Here is an 18536-nt window from a genome sequence, read left to right on the forward strand (position 1 = left end):
GCGCGGAGCGCCTCAGGGGGTGGCAGGGTCGCTGGGGCCGGCGTTGACGGGGGGCACTGCGGCTTGCGGCGCGGCAGATTCCAGCAGGGGCGATTCCAGGCGGCTCAGCAGGCGGGGCAGCAGCAGGATCAGCACGATCAGCAGCAGGGCGCCGAGGCCGAAGCCCACCACACTCGAGAGCATGCGATCCAGGGGAATCCAGCGCCCGCCCAGCCAGGCCAGGGACACCATCGTGGTGGACCAGAGAGCGGCACCGGCGAAGTTGAACAGCAGGAAACGGCCATAGGGCATGCCCACCGCGCCGGCCAGGGGACCGGCAATCACCCGCAGCACGGCAACGAAGCGTCCGAGCAGCACCGAGGCATCGGCATGGCGGAGGAAACGGCGCCGCAGCACTTCCATCTGCTCGGGCCGCTGGCCCAGCAGGCGGCCCACCCGCAGCACCAGCGTCCAGCCGGCCCAGCGCCCCACCAGATAGCCCAGGTTGTCGCCGATCACCGCACCCACCAGGGCGGCGCCGATCACACCCCCCACCTGCAGCTGGCCGCTGCCGGCGGCGTAGCCCCCCAGCAGGGTGAGGGTTTCACCGGGCAGCGGCAGACCGGCGTTCTCCAGCAGCATGCCGGCAAACACCACCAGGTAGCCCCAGCGGCTCAGCAGCCCCTGCAGCTGCTCGGTGCTGATGTCCGGCAGTGTGAACGCCAGAGGCAGCTGTGCGAGCAGCTCCAGGCTGATGGTCATGGCCGGTTCCGCCTTGCCACGCTGCGGCTGTCGCTGGTGAGCGTCGCTTCGCGATGGAAGGCGGCGGGATTCTGGTCGCGGCGGTGGCGCAACGGGAGTGCCGGCGCAGCGGGAATGGCAGCGGCCGCGCCTGCCGCCATCGCCACGATGGCGCTGTCGGCGGTGGCGGTGAGGGCCTGACGCAGCCGCCGGGCTGCATGGAGCGACATGTCCCGCGGCACGCTGATGCGGTCGCGCAGATAGTGCAGTCCCATCACGGCAGCGGGATCGATCCCGGCAGGCAGCGGGCAGGGCGTGTCGCGCGCCAGGGCTGTGAGCGCGCAGCGCAGCGCCAGATCGAAGGCTTCGGGCGGGGCGGGATTCACGCTGCCCAGGGTGTGCCGGTGCCGCAGCACCCGCTGCAGCGCTTCAGCTGCCGCACCGGCGGGCTCGGGGACAGAGGTTTCCGGATCGGGCGCACCGAGCGGCCAGGGTCCATGGTCGACCCGCTCGGCCGCTGCCTGCTGGGCGGGCGTGCCGCTGGGGTGGCACCCCCCCATCTGGGGTGGCAGGTCGTGGGCGTGGGTGTGGAAGTCGCTCTGGGTGCCCCGGTAGGTCTCCCGGGTTTCCATGGCCTCGAACCAGCGGGCGATGGCGCCATGCCGCTGCCGGATGGCATAGGCCTTGTAGTAGTAGAGGCTGGCGCTCATGCGCTCGATGTAGGGAGTGAACACCACATCGGCGGTGCCGAAGCGTTCAAGGAAATAGGGGCCGGCAGTGGTGGCGAGGGCGCCATCCACCCGTTCGGCCACCCGATCGAAGGCTTCAGCGGCGAGCTGTTCGGCGCGGGGGGTGAGGCCGGGCCGGCAGAGCCAGAGGCACCAGGCCCGGAACAGCTCCCGCTCCAGCTGGCGCAAGGGCAGCACGCGCGCATTCAGCAGCCCATCGCCGAGAGGCCCGAAGGCCTGCTCCAACGCCGCGAGGATGTCGTCGCTCTCGGTATGGAGGCGGCCATCAAGCTCGACGGCAGGCAGCATGCCGGAGGGAACCAGGTTCCCGTACCAGGCCTCCTTCTCGCCGTAGCAGAACATCGTGACCTTGCGGACCCTGTAGGGGATCCGTTTCTCCTCCAGCCACAGCCACACTTTCTGGCAGTAGGGGCACCAGGCGTGATGGTCCCTGTACAGGGTGACGCGCACGGCACTCTCCGGCTGCCCGAACAATCGCAGCCGCGATTGGGCATTGCACGGACCCTCCACCCTGTCGGGGGGGTCAGGTGCCAGCGCTTCCAGCTCCGGCCAGCTCAGGGGAATGGTGGAAGGGTCCGGCAAGGGACGTGGTGGAGTGCGTCCATTCACGGTAGAGGGCAGGGCAGGTGTGCCGAACCGCACTGGGACCCATCAGGCCGGCTGGGTCAGGTTCAGAAGGGCCGTCACTCTCTGGCTGTGCCGAGCAGGCAAAGCGCCTCAGGGTCCTGACGCGCACCGGTTCACACGGGCCCATGTCCCCCCGCAGGGTTCATGGTGAATGGATAACCAAAGCCAAGCCGACTCGCGCACCAAATAGCACAATCTCATGGATCATTTGTCACAGTTATCTGTCCCTTCCTGGGGAAGCACCACCAAGACGCCATGGATGGAGAATTGGAAACGCAATGACCCATGGACTGCCCACTGCAAGAGGAGTGGATTTCATCATCTGACTTCATGAAGATTGTGGATGGCCGGTTCACCCAGCAAGACGTGGCCGTTCCGGACAATCCCAGCCCTTCGGGCCTGGGAGCTGCCAATCACGCCAGGAGTGGCCCTGAAGAACCGGACTATTGGCATTAACAAGTAATGCGGCTTAACTATTTTCTGCATACTCGCCAAAAGCTGGTCAACTTCTGAGCAGGAATTACGCTAATAGCTCCATCAGGCTGTTGAGTGGTGGCAGATTCTTCTGCTTCCGTGCCTGCCCGCATGAATGAACGGCTAGACACCAGGATGGTGATGCGGTGGCTTCCTCTCTACGAGCTGTGCTCCTACGCGGGAAGTTGCAACCGGGCCGCTGCGAATAGCAGATACTCCCAGGCCACCTTGAACCGGGCCCATCGTTGTCTGGAAGAATTGCTCGCCAAGGCGGAGGGCCGCCATCTTTATGATCTGCTCGATACCCTGCGGATGGCAGCTCAGAAGATGCGCACAGCCGAGGGTGTGTGCCGGGTGGAGGCTGATCCCTTCATTCGATTTGGTGGCAATGGCTTCATGATGGAGCGCTGGGCGCGCACCCATGCGGACATCTCCCGAAGCCTGCAACTGCTTAGTGAGCGGGTTTGTGATGCGTTCGTTGGCTCCATCTACGAGCTGGATCTGGAGCGGGGTCGCAAGATTGTGCACTTTCGTGGCCAGCAGATGCTGGCGGAGGCATTGGTGCGTACGCCGCTCTGGCGGTTAGCCCCACGCCATACGGCGGCAACACTCGGCATCAAGGATTCTGAACGCTTGGCGTTGGAGCCAACACTTCATCATCCGCGTCTGGTGCGTCGCCTGGAAACCAATGGTTACCGCATCCTCCCGGCAACGATCCGTAAACCTCGCCAGCACGACTACACCGTGGCCAGGGTGGTGAACCAACTTCAGGTGAATACTCTGCCCAAGCCCTATGTCTATTGCATGCTTGATCAAGCCCCGATTGACGATGACGTTATCGGCATCGTCTACAGCGCAACCTACGCAGAACAGCAGCAGTCGTTTAGGGTCCTGATGCAGCAGATGACCCAGCACTTACGACAGTGCCTGGAAGATGAATTGCTGCTTTCCAAAAACAACCTCTCGTCGCTCATCAGCTGATGTAGGCATCGTGCAACGGGCCGCTCAAAACGATCCTCAGAACCTCTGCTCTGTGCAGGCCACATGCTGTTAGCCGCTGGGGGGGCACTGCAAGCTCGCTGATCGCAGACGCCGGTTTGGGGGCGGTGGCGGTTGCGCGCGCCTCAGTGATCCCTGGCATGGCCGTGGAGAGGGTGCGGATGGTCGGCAGGTTTGCCGTCTGGCCAGGCAGGTGTTCCTGAAGTCTGCAGGAGAGTCAGCGGATTTGTTTCCTGACTTTCCTGTTGGTTTTGCCACTGGTTCGCACCAGTCAACGGTGTGGGCGATGTCGCGCTGGGCATCGGTTGGTCGGTGGGAGGATGATTTCTATCGCTTCACATGGATCATGCAGACTCTTGTGATCGAAGTCGAGGTTAGTGATCACTCCATCCTGCTTAGGCATCTTCAGCGGCATGATCAGCGGCATTGATCGCGGCAACGTTCAGGTTCAGCTGAAGGTGAAGACGGCGGCACCGAGCATCAAGCGCGAGGCCAGCGCGCGCATCCCAGCCCGCTCAATAGGATTGGCTAAGTACACCTTCGCGTGAAGATGGTGCTGATGATGGTTGCTCGCCCGACGAGCAGCGATTGCGGATAGGTAGAGGCTTTCGTGGTGCCTCAACTGAACTCAACTCTTGTGCCGTTCTCTGGTGTGCTTAGTTTCCACGGCGCAAACCCACTGCCTTGCCGCTAGGCAGCCCGGCAAGAGGAGTTGACCCTGCCAGCTGTAGGCTCACCAAGTACGTGAGCGTCTGGACACGAAGGCGGTGGAAGGGCGTGAAGGCATGATGGAAGCTCTGGCAGAACACTTCAAGGTCTTTTCTGAGCCCAGTCGTCTGCTCGTGCTCCAGTGTTTGCGCCACGGCCCCCTGAACGTCACGGCGGTGGTTGAAAAGACCGGCCTCAGCCAGGCGCTGGTGTCAAAGCACCTCAAGCTGCTCATGATTGCCGGTGTGGTTCGGCGGCGGCCGGAAGGCAGCCTGGTGTTCTACGAAGTGATTGATCCCAACGTGTTCCAGCTGATCGCCGCCTGCCAGGACCTCCTGCTCGCAGCCCGCCGCCAGCAACTCGACGCCCTCTCCACCAGCCTCTGAATGCCTACCCGGCTGCCCGCCACCATCAACGACCTGCGCCTCTCCTTGGCGGCCGGTGAACGGGCGTTTCCAGGTCTGGCCTTGCCTGAAGCAGATGCGGTGGAGCTTGTGCTCGCGGGTTGCGACCTGCGGGGCGGCCAGTTTCGGGCCATCCGGCTCGGCCACGCCGATCTGCGCGGCAGCCAGCTGGAAGGAGCCTGTTTCCAGCAGGCATTGCTGTGGGGCGCTGACATGCGCCAGCTCAGGGCCCACGGCAGTTCCTGGCAGGAGGCCGATCTCTCCGGCGCCCGCATGCAGGGTGCGGAATTCAATGGCGCTGCCCTGCATCGCAGCTGCCTGCGGGGCATTGCGGCGGCCGGCAGCGTGTGGCGTCAGGCGCGGCTGGTGGAGGCGGATTTCCGCCCCGGGCAGGATCAGCCCACCGACCTGAGCGGTGCCGATTTCACCGACGCTGACCTCAGCTTTGCCCGCCTCTCCGGGGTGCGGCTGCAGGGGGCCCGCCTTGTGGGGGCCTGCCTGTATGGCGCCGATCTCCGGCAGGCCGACCTGCGCGGCGCCGACCTGAGCGGCTGCGACCTGCAGACCTGCCAGCTCGATGAGCTGCCGAGCTGAGTGCCAGGCCGGCACGGGGGCACGCCTCGCCCTGCATGATTGAAGCCATCGTGCTCCGATCAGCCGTGACTGCTTCCCCCCAACCCGCTGAAGACGGCTTCGATCTGGTTGTGATCGGCGCCGGCTCCGGTGGCCTGGCAGCGGCCAAGCGGGCTGCCTCCTACGGCGCCCGGGTGGCGGTGCTTGAAGGCGATCGGGTGGGCGGCACCTGCGTGATCCGCGGTTGCGTGCCCAAGAAGCTGTTGGTGTATGGCTCGGCCTACCGCCACATCCTTCACGACGCCGAGGCGTTCGGCTGGACGGTGGAGGCCGCCCGCTGCGAGCCAGCACGGCTGCTGGCCAATGTGCGCGCCGAGGTCGACCGGCTCAATGCCCTGCACATCAGCTTTCTCGAAAAGGCCGGTGTGGAGCTGGTGCGCGGCTGGGGCCGCTTCGCCGATCCCCATCATGTGGATGTGGTGGCGAGCGAAGACTCCACCGGTGAGGCAGCCGCCACCACCGCCAGCCGCCGCCTGCGGGCGGAGCGGGTGCTGATCGCCGCCGGTGGTGTGCCCCAGCGACCGGTACTGCCGGGCGCCGAGCTGGCCTGGGTGAGCGATGACATGTTCCTGCTGCAGGAACTGCCTCAGCGGGTAGTGATCGTGGGCGCGGGCTTCATCGCCTGTGAGTTCGCCTGCATCCTCAATGGCCTGGGCGTGGCCGTCACTCAGCTGGTGCGTGGCGATCACCTGCTGCGGGGCTTTGACCTCGAGCTGGCCGGCGCCGTGCGCGAGGGGATGGAGGAGGCCGGCATCGAGATCCGCTTCAGCCACAGCCCCGCCGCCATCAGCGGCACCCCCGGTGATCTGCAGGTGACCACCCAGGACGGCGAGCAGCTGGCCTGCGGCGGTGTGCTGCTGGCCACCGGCCGCCGGCCCCGGCTGGAGCCGCTGCATCTGGCAGCTGCCGGTGTGGCCAGCGAGGCGGGCCGCATCCCGGTGGATGCTGATCAACGCACCAACGTGCCCCACATCTATGCGGTGGGCGACGTGACCGATCGCATCAACCTCACGCCGGTGGCGGTGGATGAGGGCCGCGCCTTCGCTGACAGCGTCTATGGCGGCAAGCCGCGCCAGGTGGATCACGAGCTGGTGGCCAGCGCCGTGTTCAGCCAGCCGGAGCTTTCCACCGTGGGCCTCAGCGAAGAAGCGGCGATCGAGCGTTTCGGCGCCGATGGCATCCGCATTCATCGGGCCCGCTTCCGCTCGATGGCGCAGGCCCTGCCCAAGAGCGGCCCCCGCTGCCTGCTGAAGCTGGTGGTGGAGGTGGCCACCGGCAAGGTGGTGGGCTGCCACATGGTGGGCGAGCACGCCGCCGAGATCATTCAGATGGCGGCGATCGCCATCGGCATGGGAGCCACCAAGGCGGATTTCGATCGCACCATGGCGTTGCACCCCACCGTTTCTGAGGAATTTGTAACGATGCCGAACTGAGCGCAGCGGGGAGGACGCACCCACGGTCGGCAGCACGGCGGGACACGGTGCAAAAGGGTGACTGAGGCCAGGACCGGGGGCAAATCCAAGTCAGTGACTGGGGCCGAGGCAGGGCGGATGCTGAGAAACCGAAAGAGAATTGATTGAAATCATAAGCAAATCAGGAGCTTCAGTATTTCTTTATCAAGACATTCCACTCACTTGATGATGAAGGTCTGCAGGATTGAGTCAGTTCTTCTTGCAGTACCTTCTGTTGCGCGTGCAACCCCTGATCCAACTCATCGACCATGAGCCGGAGGTGGTCGAGGTGCTCACCCCGCTGCTGGAGCAGGTGGGCTGGCGCATTTTGCACGCCGGTGACGGCTACCACGGCCAGGCCATGGCCATGGAGCACCAGCCCCATCTGATCGTGCTCGACCTGCTGCTGCCCAAGCTGGACGGCCTCTCGGTCTTGCAGCGCCTCCGCCGTGATCAGCGCACCGCCCGCTTGCCGGTGATGGTGCTCACGGCACTGGCCAGCAAGGAAGACAAGATCAAGGCCTTCAACTGTGGCGCCGACGACTACGTGACCAAGCCGTTCCAGGTGGAGGAGGTGTTCGTCCGCATCCGGGCGCTGCTGCGCCACCAGCTGGAACCGCCGCTGGCCTTGGTCACACCGGAAATCCTTTCTTTCGGGCCTCTCACGCTTTGCCCTGAGCAGCTGGAGGTGCAGTGGTTTGACCAGCCGATACGCCTCACCAGGCTGGAATTCGAACTGCTGCACTGTCTGCTGCAACGCCATGGCCAGGCGGTGTCGTGGGGGGTGATTCTCAAGGAGGTGTGGGGCCACCCTAGCGGTGACGACATTGAGTGCATTCGCACCCACATTCGTCACCTCAGAACCAAGATCGAACCGGAGCCGCACCGCCCACGTTTTCTCAAAACGATCTATGGCATGGGCTATTGCCTTGATCTTCCCCATCAGCAGACGCAGGCGATGGCCTGAGAGATGCCTGGGGGTTACTGCCACCGCCGCGATGGGGCGGCTCAGACATAAGCACCGTTCGTTGCTGACACTCCCACAGGCATCGAGTGGCTGTGCTGCGGTTGGCTTCTTTCGCTGGTGCTTGGGGGCTGAACGTAGGCCTGGCTGTGTGCAGGAGCGGGCGCTTGCTGGTGGAGCACTTCCTCCAGCAGGAAGGCGCAGAGATTGGACATGGAACGACCCTCCTCTTCCGAGCGGTTCAGGAGGGTTTGATACACCTGATGGCTGATGGTGATGGAGATGCGGCGTGGCTGACGTTGCATGATCCGAACACGCTCGCTCGTGGTCTGGGAAGCATTGCCTACGGACTTGGAGTTGGGAGTTATGGAAGTCATGGCAGACCTAAACATGGGGTAGGGGGGTGATGCACAACGAATAACGTGTGATCGCTACGAACTGAGAGAATATTTCAAGGATTCATGCCCTCTTCATCTTGATGCGGATGGAGAGCCACGCCAATAGCCTCGCCACAACCGAGACAATCGGGAGGGAGAAACCAGGTCCTGCGTCAAAGTCGTTGGGTGGGGTGGTCCCAGATGTTGGCTGGCTTGCGGGCAAGATCTGATCAGAATCTGACTATTTCAAAAACTGCCTGAATGGCCCGCTCCTCCATATTGATGTGTTCTCACCATCATAATCCCATGGTGTGATATGGGGTGTGGTGTGAATCCCGCCCTTGCCATGCCGGTTCAAAGGGCGCTGGTGGCCTGTCAAAGGTCGGCAGCTCGTCGGGCCAGTTGCTTGGTGGGATCCGCTCCGAGCATGAGCGCAACATCGGCGGCCCCATTGGCAACCGGCACCAGCAGACGCAGGGGCCGTAAGTCGCTGGGGGCAGGCACCAGGCCAGCCGCATCAAACTGGGCGGCTCCCTGCGGTAGTGCCGTCTCTTCTGCCGCCACCAGCTCCTCGCTGCGGTTGGGCAGTTGCCAATGCTGACCCGCTCCATCGTCGATCTGCAAGGGGCGTAGGTGATCGATCCGGAGGCCCGGCGTCAGGGCATTCAGGCGTAAGCGCGGGCCTGCGGGATAGATGTGATCGGGTTGCTCGAACAACACCAGGCCCCAGCGTTGGCCGGCCGCATCACTGAGCGTCCAGCGCTGGGGGGAGCCCCCCGCCATGGCCTGTCCCTCCGCCATGCCAGCCCCTGGCAGCAGCGACAGGCCGGCTGTGAACATCACCACTGCCAGCGCCGCAACCAGCAGACGAGCCAGCAGTCTCGCTGGCACGACAGCGGCGGCTCCAACCGCGCGAAGCCTGGGCTCCCTCCCTGATGAAACGGCCATGGTTTGCAGAGCTTGCGGGCCTCTCGACCCTATGCCGGTCTGCCGAAAGGCGCTGAAAGGGGGAGGCACGCGCGGGCACGGAGATCAGCGGTAGTATTCATGTGGGCTTAAGCGCTAAACCGCATAACCACACTCACGTGATGCCTGCTTGTGCGCCTGCACAGCCGGTTCCTTCTCTGAGCGCCGTTGGCGGTGAACCGTCGTCCCTGTGGCGAGCGGTCGCTTCTCCCCCGTCCTTCGTGTTTCGACACCATGGTCACTACGTCCCTACGCCGCCTTCCGGGTCTTTCCTGGGGGTCCTTCAAGGACTGGGTCACCAGCACCGAGAACCGCCTCTATGTGGGCTGGTTCGGCGTGCTGATGATCCCCACCCTGCTGGCGGCCACCGTCTGCTTCGTGATCGCTTTCGTGGGCTCCCCACCCGTCGACATTGACGGCATCCGTGAGCCCGTTTCCGGCGGCCTGCTTTATGGCAACAACATCATCACCGCCGCGGTGGTGCCCAGTTCCAATGCCATCGGCCTGCACTTCTACCCGATCTGGGCTGCCTCCAGCCTTGATGAGTGGCTCTACAACGGTGGCCCCTACCAACTGATCATCTTTCACTTCCTGATCGGCATCTTCTGCTGGATGGGGCGTGAATGGGAGCTGAGCTACCGGCTCGGTATGCGCCCTTGGATCGCCGTGGCCTATTCAGCGCCCGTGGCCGCCGCCACCGCCGTGCTGCTGGTGTATTCGATTGGCCAGGGCTCCTTCTCCGACGGCATGCCGCTCGGCATTTCCGGCACCTTCAATTTCATGCTGGTGCTGCAGGCCGAGCACAACGTGCTGATGCACCCTTTCCACATGCTCGGTGTGGTGGGTGTGTTCGGTGGGGCGCTGTTCTCCGCCATGCACGGCTCTCTGGTCACCAGTTCCCTGGTGCGTGAAACCACCGAGGCCGAAAGCCAGAACCGTGGCTACAGATTCGGGCAGGAGGAGGAGACCTACAACATCGTGGCTGCCCACGGCTACTTCGGTCGTCTGATCTTCCAGTACGCCTCCTTCAACAACAGCCGCAGCCTGCACTTCTTCCTGGCCGCCTGGCCGGTGATCGGCATCTGGTTCGCGGCACTGGCGGTGGCGAGCTTCTCGTTCAACCTCAACGGCCTCAACTTCAACCACTCCGTGATCGACCACCAGGGCCGGGTGATCAACACCTGGGCCGATGTGCTCAACCGCGGTGGGCTGGGCATTGAGGCCATGCACGAGCGCAACGTCCACAACTTCCCGCTTGATCTGGCCACCAGTTCCAGCACCCCCGTGGCGCTCACCGCTCCAGCGATCGGTTAGTGGGACTTTGACCCCCACCCAGCCGCTTTAACCCCCACCGTCGGAGCTCCCCATGTCCCATCTGCTCCTGCCACTGCGGGCGCTGGTCCGTTCGGCCCTTGCCGCTGTGGCACTGGGGGTGCTCGCTGCTGTGCTGCTCTGCGCCACTCCGCCGGCTCACGCCAGCCTGGCCCGTTCTCCGGTGGAGCCGGCGGAGCTGGCCAGCGCGGTGGCGGAGATGGAGCAGCTCGACCGGATGCGCATCGCTCTGGCTTCCAGCCTGGAGGGCCAGAGCGATGCCCCCACCATCGAAACGATGAAGGAGGTGTGCAAGCCGGTGGGAATGAAGGCGATCGCGATCGGCAAGGAGCACGGCTGGCAGGTGCGCCAGGTGGCCAGCAAGACGCGCAATCCCGACCATGCCCCCGCCAACGCTCAGGAACAGGACGTGATCGATCTGTTCCAACGCCACCCGGCGATCACAGGCCTGTGGCAGCCCGCTTCCGCCGAGCAGGGAGCTGGCGTGAACTACTACCGCCGCATTGATGTGGTGCCCAGCTGCATGGCCTGCCACGGCTCGAAGGAGAGCCGCCCCGCCTTCGTGAAGGCGAACTATCCCGACGACAAGGCCTTTGATTTCAAGGTGGGAGATCTGCGCGGCATGTACGCCGTACACCTGCCGGAGGTTCAGGCCGCACTGGTCGCAGCCGGGCGCTGACCAACCGCAACGCCAACCCATAGCTCCAGTGGACGTATCACGTCACGACCAACCCTTCGCGCTCCAGCCATGACTCTCACTCCCGCACCACCTGCCAGCAACGAGGTCCCCAGCCTGGGGCGTCGCCAGCTCATGAATCTGCTCACCTTCGGTGCTGTCAGCGGGGTGGCGCTCGGCGCCCTCTACCCGGTGCTGCGCTATTTCATCCCGCCAAAGGAGGCTGGCGCCTCGGGTGGTGCCCTGGCCCTGGACGAACTCGGCAATCCGATCGCGGCCAGCGGTTGGCTGGCCAGCCACAGCGACGGTGACCGCAGCCTGGTGCAGGGCCTCAAGGGTGATCCCACCTATCTGATCGTCGAAGGGGAGGGCGCCATCGGTGCCATCGGCCTCAACGCCATCTGCACCCATCTGGGTTGCGTGGTCCCCTGGAACAGCGGTGAAAACAAGTTCATCTGCCCCTGCCATGGCAGCCAGTACGACCCGGAGGGGGCCGTGGTCCGCGGCCCCGCCCCGTTGCCCCTGGCCCTCGCCCATGTGGCTGTGGAAAGCGAACGGGTGCTGCTCAGCACCTGGAGTGAGAGCGATCCCCGCACCGGCGAGAAGCCTTGGTGGAGCTGAGCTGAGCGTTTAACGCTTCTCCAGCTGGTCAGGACGGTTTTGCGGATGGGCAGGTGTAGGTCTGATTGAAATTGGCAAAGTCGAAACTTTTGCACTCACCTTCCTCCTGCATCATGTCCACAAAGCCGCGGCCAAACAGCACATCGGTGAACGAGTAACAGTGATGGGCATAGATCGGCCGCTCCAGGGTTTCATCAATGCCACTGAAAGAAATCAGAATGTCTGCTTTCCTGGCGGCCAGATCCTGGGGCGTCAGTCCGTGCAGGGGGCTATGGGCATCGATCGGATGCATCAACGTCCAGGTGAGCAGAAAGAGGGGTGAGCGATCGCGGCTCAGCGTCATCGTGTGGAGACGCCGCATTCGGTGCCCCTCCGTTGTGCGCTCATCGATGGCGAGATAGGCCTGCACCCTGGCTTCCAGGATGGTCTTGCGGCGTTCGTTGGCGACGCGAAACATCAAGGTGAGCCGACCGTCGTAATCGTGAACGGTGACCCCATCAGAAAACAGGATCCGTGCCGACGAGCGGGAGAAGCGGCTGAACGCCATCCCCGTTATCAGGGCGATCACGATCAACCCCAGCAGCGATTCGACGGTGACGGCCAGATGGGTGTACAGGCTGGTGGGATGGAAGGCTCCATAGCCGATCGACCCCAGGGTCTGCACGCTGAAGAAGAAGGCTTCCGAAAACGTGGTTGTCCTGCCGGCCACCCCGGCAATGCCGTGCGGATCGATCAGGTAGAGGAGGGCGAACAGCAGATTGAGCAGTAGATAGCCAGCGGCGACCAGCCCGAAGAAGCCCGCCCAGGGAACCGCCAGCATCAGGTGATTGGGGTGGCGCCAGTGCCGGAGCCAGTCGGACGGATTCACCGCGGTGAAAATCCCCCCGTGCTTCACCAGCCGCAGCGGAGGCGCCGCCAGGGTTGAGGGTGCACGCCGCTGACCTGGAGTCATCCGCCTGACCGCAGAAGTTGCAATCTAGCCATATTCCTTTATGCGTGTAGACACAATAAGCTATGTGTGCAGGGTGATCGCCCCACGGCGTCCGGCTTCAGAGTGATCCTGAAGCTGTGGAGGTGGTGTGGTCGCCAACGGATCAGCGAGCCATCGTCACCACCAGGTGTTGATCGTGGGCGGTGGCTCCGGCGGGATCACCGTGGCCGCCCAGTTGCTGCGGGCCCGGCCGGGCCTGGATGTGGCGATCCTCGAGCCCGCCACCGTTCACGACTATCAATCCGGCTGGATCCCTGCTGGCGCCGGTCTGCTGCCACTCGCTTTCACCCACCGGCCGGAAGCCAGCGTGATCCCGCCGGAAGCCTGCTGGATCCAGGACAGCGCCGCCCGCTTCGAGCCGGAGGCCCAGCGGGTGATCACCGCGACTGGTGAATCCATCAGCTACCAAGTGTTGGTGGTGGCCATGGGCCTCCAGCTCAACTGGAACCACATCCAAGGACTGCCGGAGGCCCTCGGCCACCACGGCATCGTGAGCGCCTATTCCCGCGACCACATCACCGCCACCTGGGCGGCGATTCGCGGCTTCCAGGGGGGTGTCGCCCTGTTTACCCATCCGGCCACACCGATCAAGTGCGGCGGCGCTCCTCAGAAGGTGATGTACCTGGCCGACGACGTGTTTCAGACCACCAGTGGCGTGGGGGTGAATACGCAGGTGATTTTCTGCACCGCCATGGCGAAGCTCTATCCGGTGGAGGCCTACAACACCACCGTTGAGCAGGTCGTGGCGCGCCGCCACATCGACGCCCGCATGCTCCACAACCTGATCGAAGTGCGTGCCAGCGAGCAGGTGGCGGTGTTCGACGTGCGTGAACCAGGGGTCGAGCCCCGCCGCGAGGAGATCCGCTTCGACCTGCTGCATGTGGTGCCACCGATGGCGGCGCCGGATGTGGTGGCCCACAGCCCCTTGGCGATCGATGGTCCTGGCGGCTGGGTGGAAGTGAACAAGGACACCTGCCAGCACAAGCGCTTTGCCGATGTGTTCGCTCTCGGCGATGTGAGCTCACTGCCAACGTCGAAAAGCCTGGCCGCCATCCGGGGTCAGGCGCCGGTGCTGGTGGCGAACCTGCTGGCTCGGCTCGATCAACGCCCCCTGCTGGCCCATTACGACGGCTACACCGCCTGCCCCTTGATCACCAGTTTCCACAGCGTGGTGATGGCGGAGTTCAACTACGAGCTGCAGCCGGTCAGTTCCTTCCTGGTGGATCCCACCAAGGAGCGCTGGAGCATGTTTCTGGTGGAAACCCGTGTGTTTCCCTGGGTGTACTGGCACCGGGTGCTCAAGGGCCGCCTGCACGAGAGCCGCTTCCTCAAGCCGTTCGCCCCGCTGGTGCGCGCGCTGGGGCTGGCATTCAAACAGCCGTGATCAGACCGGCTGCAGTTGCCGGAGCTGCTCCTCAAACCGTTGCCTCAGACGCCCCTGCACCAGATTGCAGAGTTCATCCACCAAGGGATCGGCAACGGTGTAGATCAGCCGCACCCCATCCCGCTCGCAACGCACCAGGCCAGCCCGTTGCAGCTGCCCCAGCTGGCGGCTGATGTGGGACTGGCTGAAACCCGTGGCCTCGATCAGGGAGGCCACATCCATGGCTCCTTGCTGTTTGAGCTGGCAGAGCAGTTGCAGGCGTGCCGGTTCGCTCAGCAGACGGAAGAAACCACAGAGTTCTTCGAGGAGCTGGGGGCTCGGCAGGGACCCGGCAACGGGCGCAGCCATGGCAATCAGATATGTCGCTTACAGCATTATGCAGTGGAACTGGAGTAGGTGAGGGCTTGCGGCTTAGCAAGAGTTGCCTTTATGCCCTCTATGCGGCTAAGCTCATAGCAATTGCTGATGGACCACCCATGGCCGTCGCTCCCGCGTCTGTTCTTTCCCTCGCCGCCGCCGCCGGTGGCGGCAGCCTGCTCTTCCGCCAGCTCTTCGACGGCGACACCGGCACCTTCACCTACCTGCTGGCCGATGTGCGCAGCCGCCAGGGCCTGCTGATCGATGCGGTCTTCGAGCAGCACGACCGCGATCTTGCCCTGATCCGTGAACTGGACATCGATTTGGTGGCCTGCCTGGACACCCATGCCCATGCCGACCACGTGACGGGCAGCTGGCTGATGCACGCCGCCACCGGCAGTGCCATTGGCCTTGCCGCTGCTGTCGGTGCCGAGTACGTGAGCCTGCCACTGCGGCACGGTGATCGGGTTCGCTTCGGCGAGCGCGCCGTGGAGGTGCGCGCCACCCCCGGCCATACCGACGGTTGCCTCACCTACGTGCTCGATGACCAGGCGATGGCCTTCACCGGCGATGCCGTGCTGGTCCGCGGCTGCGGCCGCTGCGATTTCCAGCAGGGCAACGCCCACACCCTCTGGACCTCGATCACGGGGCAGATCCTTTCTCTGCCCGAGGCCTGTCTGCTCTACCCCGGCCACGACTACACCGGCCGCAGCGTGACCTCCGTTGCCGAGGAGAAGGTCTTCAACGCAAGGCTTGGTGGCAATGCCACCGAGCGGGATTTCGTCGGCCACATGGAGGCGATGAAGCTTCCCCATCCCCACAAGATCGCCGAAGCCTTGCCTGGCAACATGCGCTCCGGCAAGCCACGCGAGCTGGCGGCCGTTCCCGCCTGGGCGCCCCTGACCCGCAGCTACGCCGGCCTGCCTGAACTCACACCGGCCTGGGTGGTTGCCCATCAGAGCGATCTCACCGTGCTCGATGTGCGCTCTGCCCAGGAATTCAACGGCCCCGACGGCCGGGTGGCCGGCAGCCTGCTGATCCCCCTGCCGGAGCTCGAAGGCCGCTCCAGCGAGATCCCCACCGACCGGCCGCTGGTGGTGGTCTGCCATTCCGGCAGTCGTTCCGCCCTGGCCACCCAGCAGCTGCTGAAGGCTGGTCACGCCCAGGTGGCCAACCTGCACGGCGGCCTGAGCCGTTGGGCGGCCGAGGGCTTCCCGCTGGATGGCGCCATCCCTGCCTGAGGGGTGCGCCCCTGATCGCTTCGATCACCGACTCCGCTTCGGCATTGCCCCGTTCTCTGCTTCTCCACCGATGGCTTCCACCCCTGCAGCTGCACAACTCCACCGCATCAGCGCCCATGACCTGGCCGACCAGCTGGCGGCTCAAGGCGTCACCGTGATCGATGTGCGCGAACCGATGGAGTACGCCTCCGGCCACATCAGCGGCAGCCTCAACGTTCCCCTCTCGCGCCTCACCCGGGCCGACCTGCCGAGCGGAGCGCTTGTGCTGGTCTGCCAGAGCGGTAACCGCAGCACCAAGGCCTTGACCCAGCTTCTGCAAAAGGGTCACCCCCATCCGGTGGCTGACCTGCTCGGTGGCATCCCCGCCTGGCAGGCGGCTGGTTTCTCCGTGCGCAAGCTCAAAGGAGCACCACTGCCATTGATGCGCCAGGTGCAGATCGTGGCAGGAAGCCTGGTGTTGCTGGGGGTGATCCTGAGCCAGACAGTGGCTCCCGGCTGGATCTGGCTGAGCGGATTCGTGGGGGCTGGCCTCACCTTCGCGGGCCTGAGCGGCTTCTGCGGCATGGCGCGGCTGCTGGCTGTGATGCCCTGGAACCAGGTGGCGACGGGATCGCGGGGGACATGAACGCCTCGACCGTGGCGCTGCTGGTGGTGGGTGGCGCCCTGATCGGCTTTCTGCTCGCCGTGCTCGGGGCCGGCGGCTCCATTCTGCTGTTGCCCCTGCTGGTGAGCGGTGCGGCCCTGCCCACCAAGGCCGCGGTTCCGCTCTCGTTGCTTGTCGTCACCTTGCTGGCCCTTGGCAATGTGGGCCCTTACATCCGCCGCCGCCAGATCGCGATCCAACCCGCCCTTGTGCTGGGGGTGCCGGCCCTCGCCGGCAGCTGGATCGGCGGCCTGCTGGTGAAGGCTGGTCTGATCCCGGAGCCGCTGCAGCTGGGAATCTTCACGGCAGCGGCGTTGCTGGCCTCCTGGCTGCTCAATCGCCGCAGTGCCAGAGAGCGTCGTCCCAATGACGGACGCGCAGCGGGTTCCCCCGTGCTGCTGGCCAGCCAGGGCGTGTTGGTGGGCCTGCTCACCGGCGTCGCCGGGGTGGGCGGTGGTTTTGCGATCGTCCCGGCTCTTGTTCTGCTGGCGGGTCTGTCGATGCCGCTGGCGAGCGGCACGAGCCTGTTGCTGATCTCCACCAATTCCCTGGTCGCCCTTGCCGCCCTGGGGCATTGGCCCTCCGCTCACCTGCCGCTTCTGTTTCCACTGGTGGCTGGTGGTTTTCTGGGGACGGTGGTGGGCCAGCGGCTCGCGCCTCACCTGCCGGAGGTGCGGCTGCGCCAGGGGTTCTCGGCGCTTCTGATCGGATCGGCCCTGCTCACCGGAGCCGAGGCCTGGCGTCGCCACGACCACCTGCCCGCTGCTCCCATGGCTTCCAGCCGCCAGAGCCTGCAGGCTGCGCACCGGTCAGCCGCTCCGGTCTCCTCATCCTCAGCCGTGTCAATCGCACCATGAGTGAACGCACCTTCCAGTTCAGGCTGCGCAGCAGCCACCCCGCTCCGGATCGCGCCACCCATGACCTGGTGGTGGAGTTCCTGGGCGACTCCGGTGCCTGGGAACCCCAGCTGCTCAGCTTCACCATGCCGGGATTCCGGATGTATCTCATGGCGTTGCTGCTCTGCCAGCACTTCTATCTGGTGGCCAATGCCAGGGAGAAGGCCATTCCGCTGCAGCAGGTGGAGGCTGATTTGGTCGTCACCACCAGCAGCGACTGGATCGTGGCCAGGGTGGAGGGCGACTTCCGGATCCAGCTGGATGCCGCCGCCTCCGAGCAGGAACGGGGCCTCGCCGATGCGGAGGCGATCGCCTCCATCCAGGAACGCATGAAGCTCTGTCCGGTCTCCCGCAACCTGCCCGATGGGGTGCAGAAGCGCATCGTCCTCACCTCGCTGCGCTGATCTGAGGGAGCCCTCCGCTCAGCCCCCCACGAGCAGCACCCGCCACGTCCTGGTGCCGGTGGATGGCAGTGAGCTGGCGGGGAAGCCCGCCAGAGATTTATCGACAATGCGAAAGATGTTGAGAAATGAAGGTATAAATTGCCCCTTGTGTAGCAAGGCTTGCGCTTGTCCAGGAGAGGGGATTCCCGCCGGTTTCTTGCCTCGGATCTGACTAGGTTGAGGGCGTAAACATACAGTTCTCACCATGAAGACATCCTTCACTTTCCCGTTTTTCGCATGGCTTCAGCGTTTTGCCGCTCATGGCACCCTCTGGGTGATGACCTTTGCACTGTTTGTGCTCGGCACACTGTGCAGCCCATCGGTTGCTATGGCTGCCGATAGCTCGGGCAACTGGAACCTTGAGGATGGTTCGGGCCACCGGCTGGGGGCCGTGCTCTATGAACGATCAAACATTGATTCGTCTGCTGGTCTGCGCCTGAAACTGACGGCGGAGTCTGACGGGCTCAAACTGGATCATGCCCGTCCCCTGATGCTCAGTGATGGGCGTGGTCAGAATTGGAGTCTTGCCAACCGCAGCGGCGAACTCATGGCGAGTAACGATGGCGCCACCACGGTGGCTTCGTCCCAGTACGACGCCAGTTGTCTCAACCCCACCCCGAGTGATGGCGTGCCCTTGGAGATGACAGTCGTCAGTTCTGCAGGTGATCTGAGCTTTGCACTTTCGCCAGGCCAGGTGCAGACCCTGCACTCCCTGACTGACGCCTGTGCGAACTGAAAGCCGCCCGCTGCAGCGGAAATGGCAGCTGCGCATGAATGGCGAACCAGGACATGAGCTGGATCCTCACCAGGCATCCACACCAGCAGCGGCCAACCCCCCACCGCAGGTGAAGGATCTGTTCCGTCGCCTGCCCACCATCCA

The 18536-nt window shown here is 64.4% G+C and carries 21 protein-coding genes; 15 read left to right on the top strand and 6 right to left on the bottom strand.

Translation table 11 applies throughout. The features are described 5' to 3' along the window. Positions 1-12: 12 nt before the first annotated feature. Together KBY86_RS03655 and KBY86_RS03660 are read right to left on the bottom strand one after the other, a co-directional pair. Positions 13-741 (bottom strand): DedA family protein, encoded by a 729-nt coding sequence (locus KBY86_RS03655; protein ID WP_255140259.1) that lies wholly within the window; start codon positions 739-741, stop codon positions 13-15. Then, on the bottom strand, positions 738-2051 hold the full coding sequence (locus tag KBY86_RS03660; RefSeq protein ID WP_399221062.1) for a glutathione S-transferase family protein: 1314 nt from the start codon (positions 2049-2051) through the stop codon (positions 738-740). The genes KBY86_RS03655 and KBY86_RS03660 overlap by 4 nt, the downstream gene beginning before the upstream one ends. Before the next feature lie 747 nt (positions 2052-2798). On the opposite strand from KBY86_RS03660, the gene KBY86_RS03665 reads away from it, so the two are divergent. The 6 genes from KBY86_RS03665 to KBY86_RS03690 all read left to right on the top strand — a co-directional run bounded on the left by KBY86_RS03665 (position 2799) and on the right by KBY86_RS03690 (position 7732). After that, a complete protein-coding gene (locus KBY86_RS03665; protein ID WP_255140260.1) occupies positions 2799-3551 on the top strand; it encodes a hypothetical protein in 753 nt (250 codons plus the stop codon). A gap of 431 nt (positions 3552-3982) precedes the next feature. After that, positions 3983-4117 (top strand): hypothetical protein, encoded by a 135-nt coding sequence (locus KBY86_RS03670; protein WP_255140261.1) that lies wholly within the window; start codon positions 3983-3985, stop codon positions 4115-4117. A gap of 240 nt (positions 4118-4357) precedes the next feature. Continuing rightward, positions 4358-4663: a helix-turn-helix transcriptional regulator gene (locus tag KBY86_RS03675; RefSeq protein WP_094511054.1), complete on the top strand. Its 306-nt coding sequence runs from the start codon at positions 4358-4360 to the stop codon at positions 4661-4663. Then, a complete protein-coding gene (locus tag KBY86_RS03680; RefSeq protein ID WP_094510835.1) occupies positions 4664-5275 on the top strand; it encodes a pentapeptide repeat-containing protein in 612 nt (203 codons plus the stop codon). A 65-nt stretch (positions 5276-5340) separates the two neighbouring features. Then, entirely contained in the window at positions 5341-6747 is a 1407-nt protein-coding gene (gorA, locus tag KBY86_RS03685; RefSeq protein WP_255140262.1) for a glutathione-disulfide reductase, read from the top strand. 259 nt (positions 6748-7006) lie between these two features. Beyond that, on the top strand, positions 7007-7732 hold the full coding sequence (locus KBY86_RS03690; protein WP_094511053.1) for a response regulator transcription factor: 726 nt from the start codon (positions 7007-7009) through the stop codon (positions 7730-7732). Between the two features lie 41 nt (positions 7733-7773). Here KBY86_RS03690 and KBY86_RS03695 read toward each other — a convergent pair whose 3' ends face one another. Continuing rightward, complete coding sequence (locus KBY86_RS03695) at positions 7774-8121, bottom strand: ribbon-helix-helix domain-containing protein (protein WP_315855832.1); 348 nt, start codon at positions 8119-8121, stop codon at positions 7774-7776. Positions 8122-8481: 360 nt separating this feature from the next. Further along, positions 8482-8997 (bottom strand): DUF3122 domain-containing protein, encoded by a 516-nt coding sequence (locus KBY86_RS03700; RefSeq protein WP_255140264.1) that lies wholly within the window; start codon positions 8995-8997, stop codon positions 8482-8484. Between the two features lie 309 nt (positions 8998-9306). Between KBY86_RS03700 and psbA the strand changes: the two genes are divergently transcribed. From psbA to petC, 3 genes are all read left to right on the top strand, one after another. Next, the gene (gene psbA / locus KBY86_RS03705) at positions 9307-10386 is read left to right on the top strand and encodes a photosystem II q(b) protein (protein ID WP_255140265.1); all 1080 of its coding nucleotides are present in this window, start codon (positions 9307-9309) and stop codon (positions 10384-10386) included. A gap of 52 nt (positions 10387-10438) precedes the next feature. Continuing rightward, positions 10439-11083 (top strand): DUF3365 domain-containing protein, encoded by a 645-nt coding sequence (locus KBY86_RS03710; RefSeq protein ID WP_255140266.1) that lies wholly within the window; start codon positions 10439-10441, stop codon positions 11081-11083. Between the two features lie 69 nt (positions 11084-11152). Beyond that, positions 11153-11701 carry a cytochrome b6-f complex iron-sulfur subunit gene (gene petC, locus KBY86_RS03715; RefSeq protein ID WP_255140267.1) on the top strand — a complete coding sequence of 183 codons (549 nt, stop codon included), beginning with the start codon at positions 11153-11155 and terminating at the stop codon, positions 11699-11701. A gap of 28 nt (positions 11702-11729) precedes the next feature. Here petC and KBY86_RS03720 read toward each other — a convergent pair whose 3' ends face one another. Next, entirely contained in the window at positions 11730-12653 is a 924-nt protein-coding gene (locus KBY86_RS03720; protein ID WP_255140268.1) for an ion channel, read from the bottom strand. A 127-nt stretch (positions 12654-12780) separates the two neighbouring features. Between KBY86_RS03720 and KBY86_RS03725 the strand changes: the two genes are divergently transcribed. Then, complete coding sequence (locus KBY86_RS03725; RefSeq protein ID WP_255140269.1) at positions 12781-14076, top strand: FAD/NAD(P)-binding oxidoreductase; 1296 nt, start codon at positions 12781-12783, stop codon at positions 14074-14076. Here the strand turns inward: KBY86_RS03725 and KBY86_RS03730 are convergent, their stop codons facing one another. After that, the gene (locus KBY86_RS03730; protein WP_255099481.1) at positions 14077-14424 is read right to left on the bottom strand and encodes a helix-turn-helix transcriptional regulator; all 348 of its coding nucleotides are present in this window, start codon (positions 14422-14424) and stop codon (positions 14077-14079) included. Positions 14425-14552: 128 nt separating this feature from the next. Here KBY86_RS03730 and KBY86_RS03735 point away from each other — a divergent pair, with 128 nt between their 5' ends. The 5 genes from KBY86_RS03735 (at position 14553) to KBY86_RS03755 (ending at position 18392) form a co-directional block, all read left to right on the top strand. Continuing rightward, a complete protein-coding gene (locus KBY86_RS03735; RefSeq protein ID WP_255140270.1) occupies positions 14553-15674 on the top strand; it encodes a rhodanese-like domain-containing protein in 1122 nt (373 codons plus the stop codon). 70 nt (positions 15675-15744) lie between these two features. Next, entirely contained in the window at positions 15745-16299 is a 555-nt protein-coding gene (locus KBY86_RS03740) for a rhodanese-like domain-containing protein (RefSeq protein WP_094510829.1), read from the top strand. Further along, the gene (locus KBY86_RS03745; RefSeq protein WP_255140271.1) at positions 16296-17174 is read left to right on the top strand and encodes a sulfite exporter TauE/SafE family protein; all 879 of its coding nucleotides are present in this window, start codon (positions 16296-16298) and stop codon (positions 17172-17174) included. The genes KBY86_RS03740 and KBY86_RS03745 overlap by 4 nt, the downstream gene beginning before the upstream one ends. Then, positions 17171-17617 carry an OsmC family protein gene (locus KBY86_RS03750; RefSeq protein ID WP_094510827.1) on the top strand — a complete coding sequence of 149 codons (447 nt, stop codon included), beginning with the start codon at positions 17171-17173 and terminating at the stop codon, positions 17615-17617. Before KBY86_RS03745 ends, KBY86_RS03750 begins: the two co-directional genes overlap by 4 nt. A 244-nt stretch (positions 17618-17861) precedes the next feature. Then, positions 17862-18392 (top strand): DUF3122 domain-containing protein, encoded by a 531-nt coding sequence (locus KBY86_RS03755; protein WP_094510826.1) that lies wholly within the window; start codon positions 17862-17864, stop codon positions 18390-18392. The last annotated feature ends 144 nt before the right edge of the window (positions 18393-18536 follow it).

Origin of the sequence: Synechococcus sp. Lug-A (assembly GCF_024345655.1) — a bacterium.
Taxonomy (GTDB): Bacteria; Cyanobacteriota; Cyanobacteriia; order PCC-6307; family Cyanobiaceae; genus MW101C3.

Excerpts from the sequence above, each read along its gene's own strand:
- KBY86_RS03655 (WP_255140259.1), bottom strand. The coding sequence starts at position 741 with ATGACCATCAGCCTGGAGCTGCTCGCACAGCTGCCTCTGGCGTTCACA.
- KBY86_RS03670 (WP_255140261.1), top strand. The coding sequence starts at position 3,983 with ATGATCAGCGGCATTGATCGCGGCAACGTTCAGGTTCAGCTGAAGGTG.
- KBY86_RS03675 (WP_094511054.1), top strand. The coding sequence starts at position 4,358 with ATGGAAGCTCTGGCAGAACACTTCAAGGTCTTTTCTGAGCCCAGTCGT.
- KBY86_RS03680 (WP_094510835.1), top strand. The coding sequence starts at position 4,664 with ATGCCTACCCGGCTGCCCGCCACCATCAACGACCTGCGCCTCTCCTTG.
- KBY86_RS03695 (WP_315855832.1), bottom strand. The coding sequence starts at position 8,121 with ATGTTTAGGTCTGCCATGACTTCCATAACTCCCAACTCCAAGTCCGTA.
- psbA (WP_255140265.1), top strand. The coding sequence starts at position 9,307 with ATGGTCACTACGTCCCTACGCCGCCTTCCGGGTCTTTCCTGGGGGTCC.
- KBY86_RS03710 (WP_255140266.1), top strand. The coding sequence starts at position 10,439 with ATGTCCCATCTGCTCCTGCCACTGCGGGCGCTGGTCCGTTCGGCCCTT.
- petC (WP_255140267.1), top strand. The coding sequence starts at position 11,153 with ATGACTCTCACTCCCGCACCACCTGCCAGCAACGAGGTCCCCAGCCTG.
- KBY86_RS03720 (WP_255140268.1), bottom strand. The coding sequence starts at position 12,653 with ATGACTCCAGGTCAGCGGCGTGCACCCTCAACCCTGGCGGCGCCTCCG.
- KBY86_RS03730 (WP_255099481.1), bottom strand. The coding sequence starts at position 14,424 with ATGGCTGCGCCCGTTGCCGGGTCCCTGCCGAGCCCCCAGCTCCTCGAA.
- KBY86_RS03735 (WP_255140270.1), top strand. The coding sequence starts at position 14,553 with ATGGCCGTCGCTCCCGCGTCTGTTCTTTCCCTCGCCGCCGCCGCCGGT.
- KBY86_RS03740 (WP_094510829.1), top strand. The coding sequence starts at position 15,745 with ATGGCTTCCACCCCTGCAGCTGCACAACTCCACCGCATCAGCGCCCAT.
- KBY86_RS03745 (WP_255140271.1), top strand. The coding sequence starts at position 16,296 with ATGAACGCCTCGACCGTGGCGCTGCTGGTGGTGGGTGGCGCCCTGATC.
- KBY86_RS03750 (WP_094510827.1), top strand. The coding sequence starts at position 17,171 with ATGAGTGAACGCACCTTCCAGTTCAGGCTGCGCAGCAGCCACCCCGCT.
- KBY86_RS03755 (WP_094510826.1), top strand. The coding sequence starts at position 17,862 with ATGAAGACATCCTTCACTTTCCCGTTTTTCGCATGGCTTCAGCGTTTT.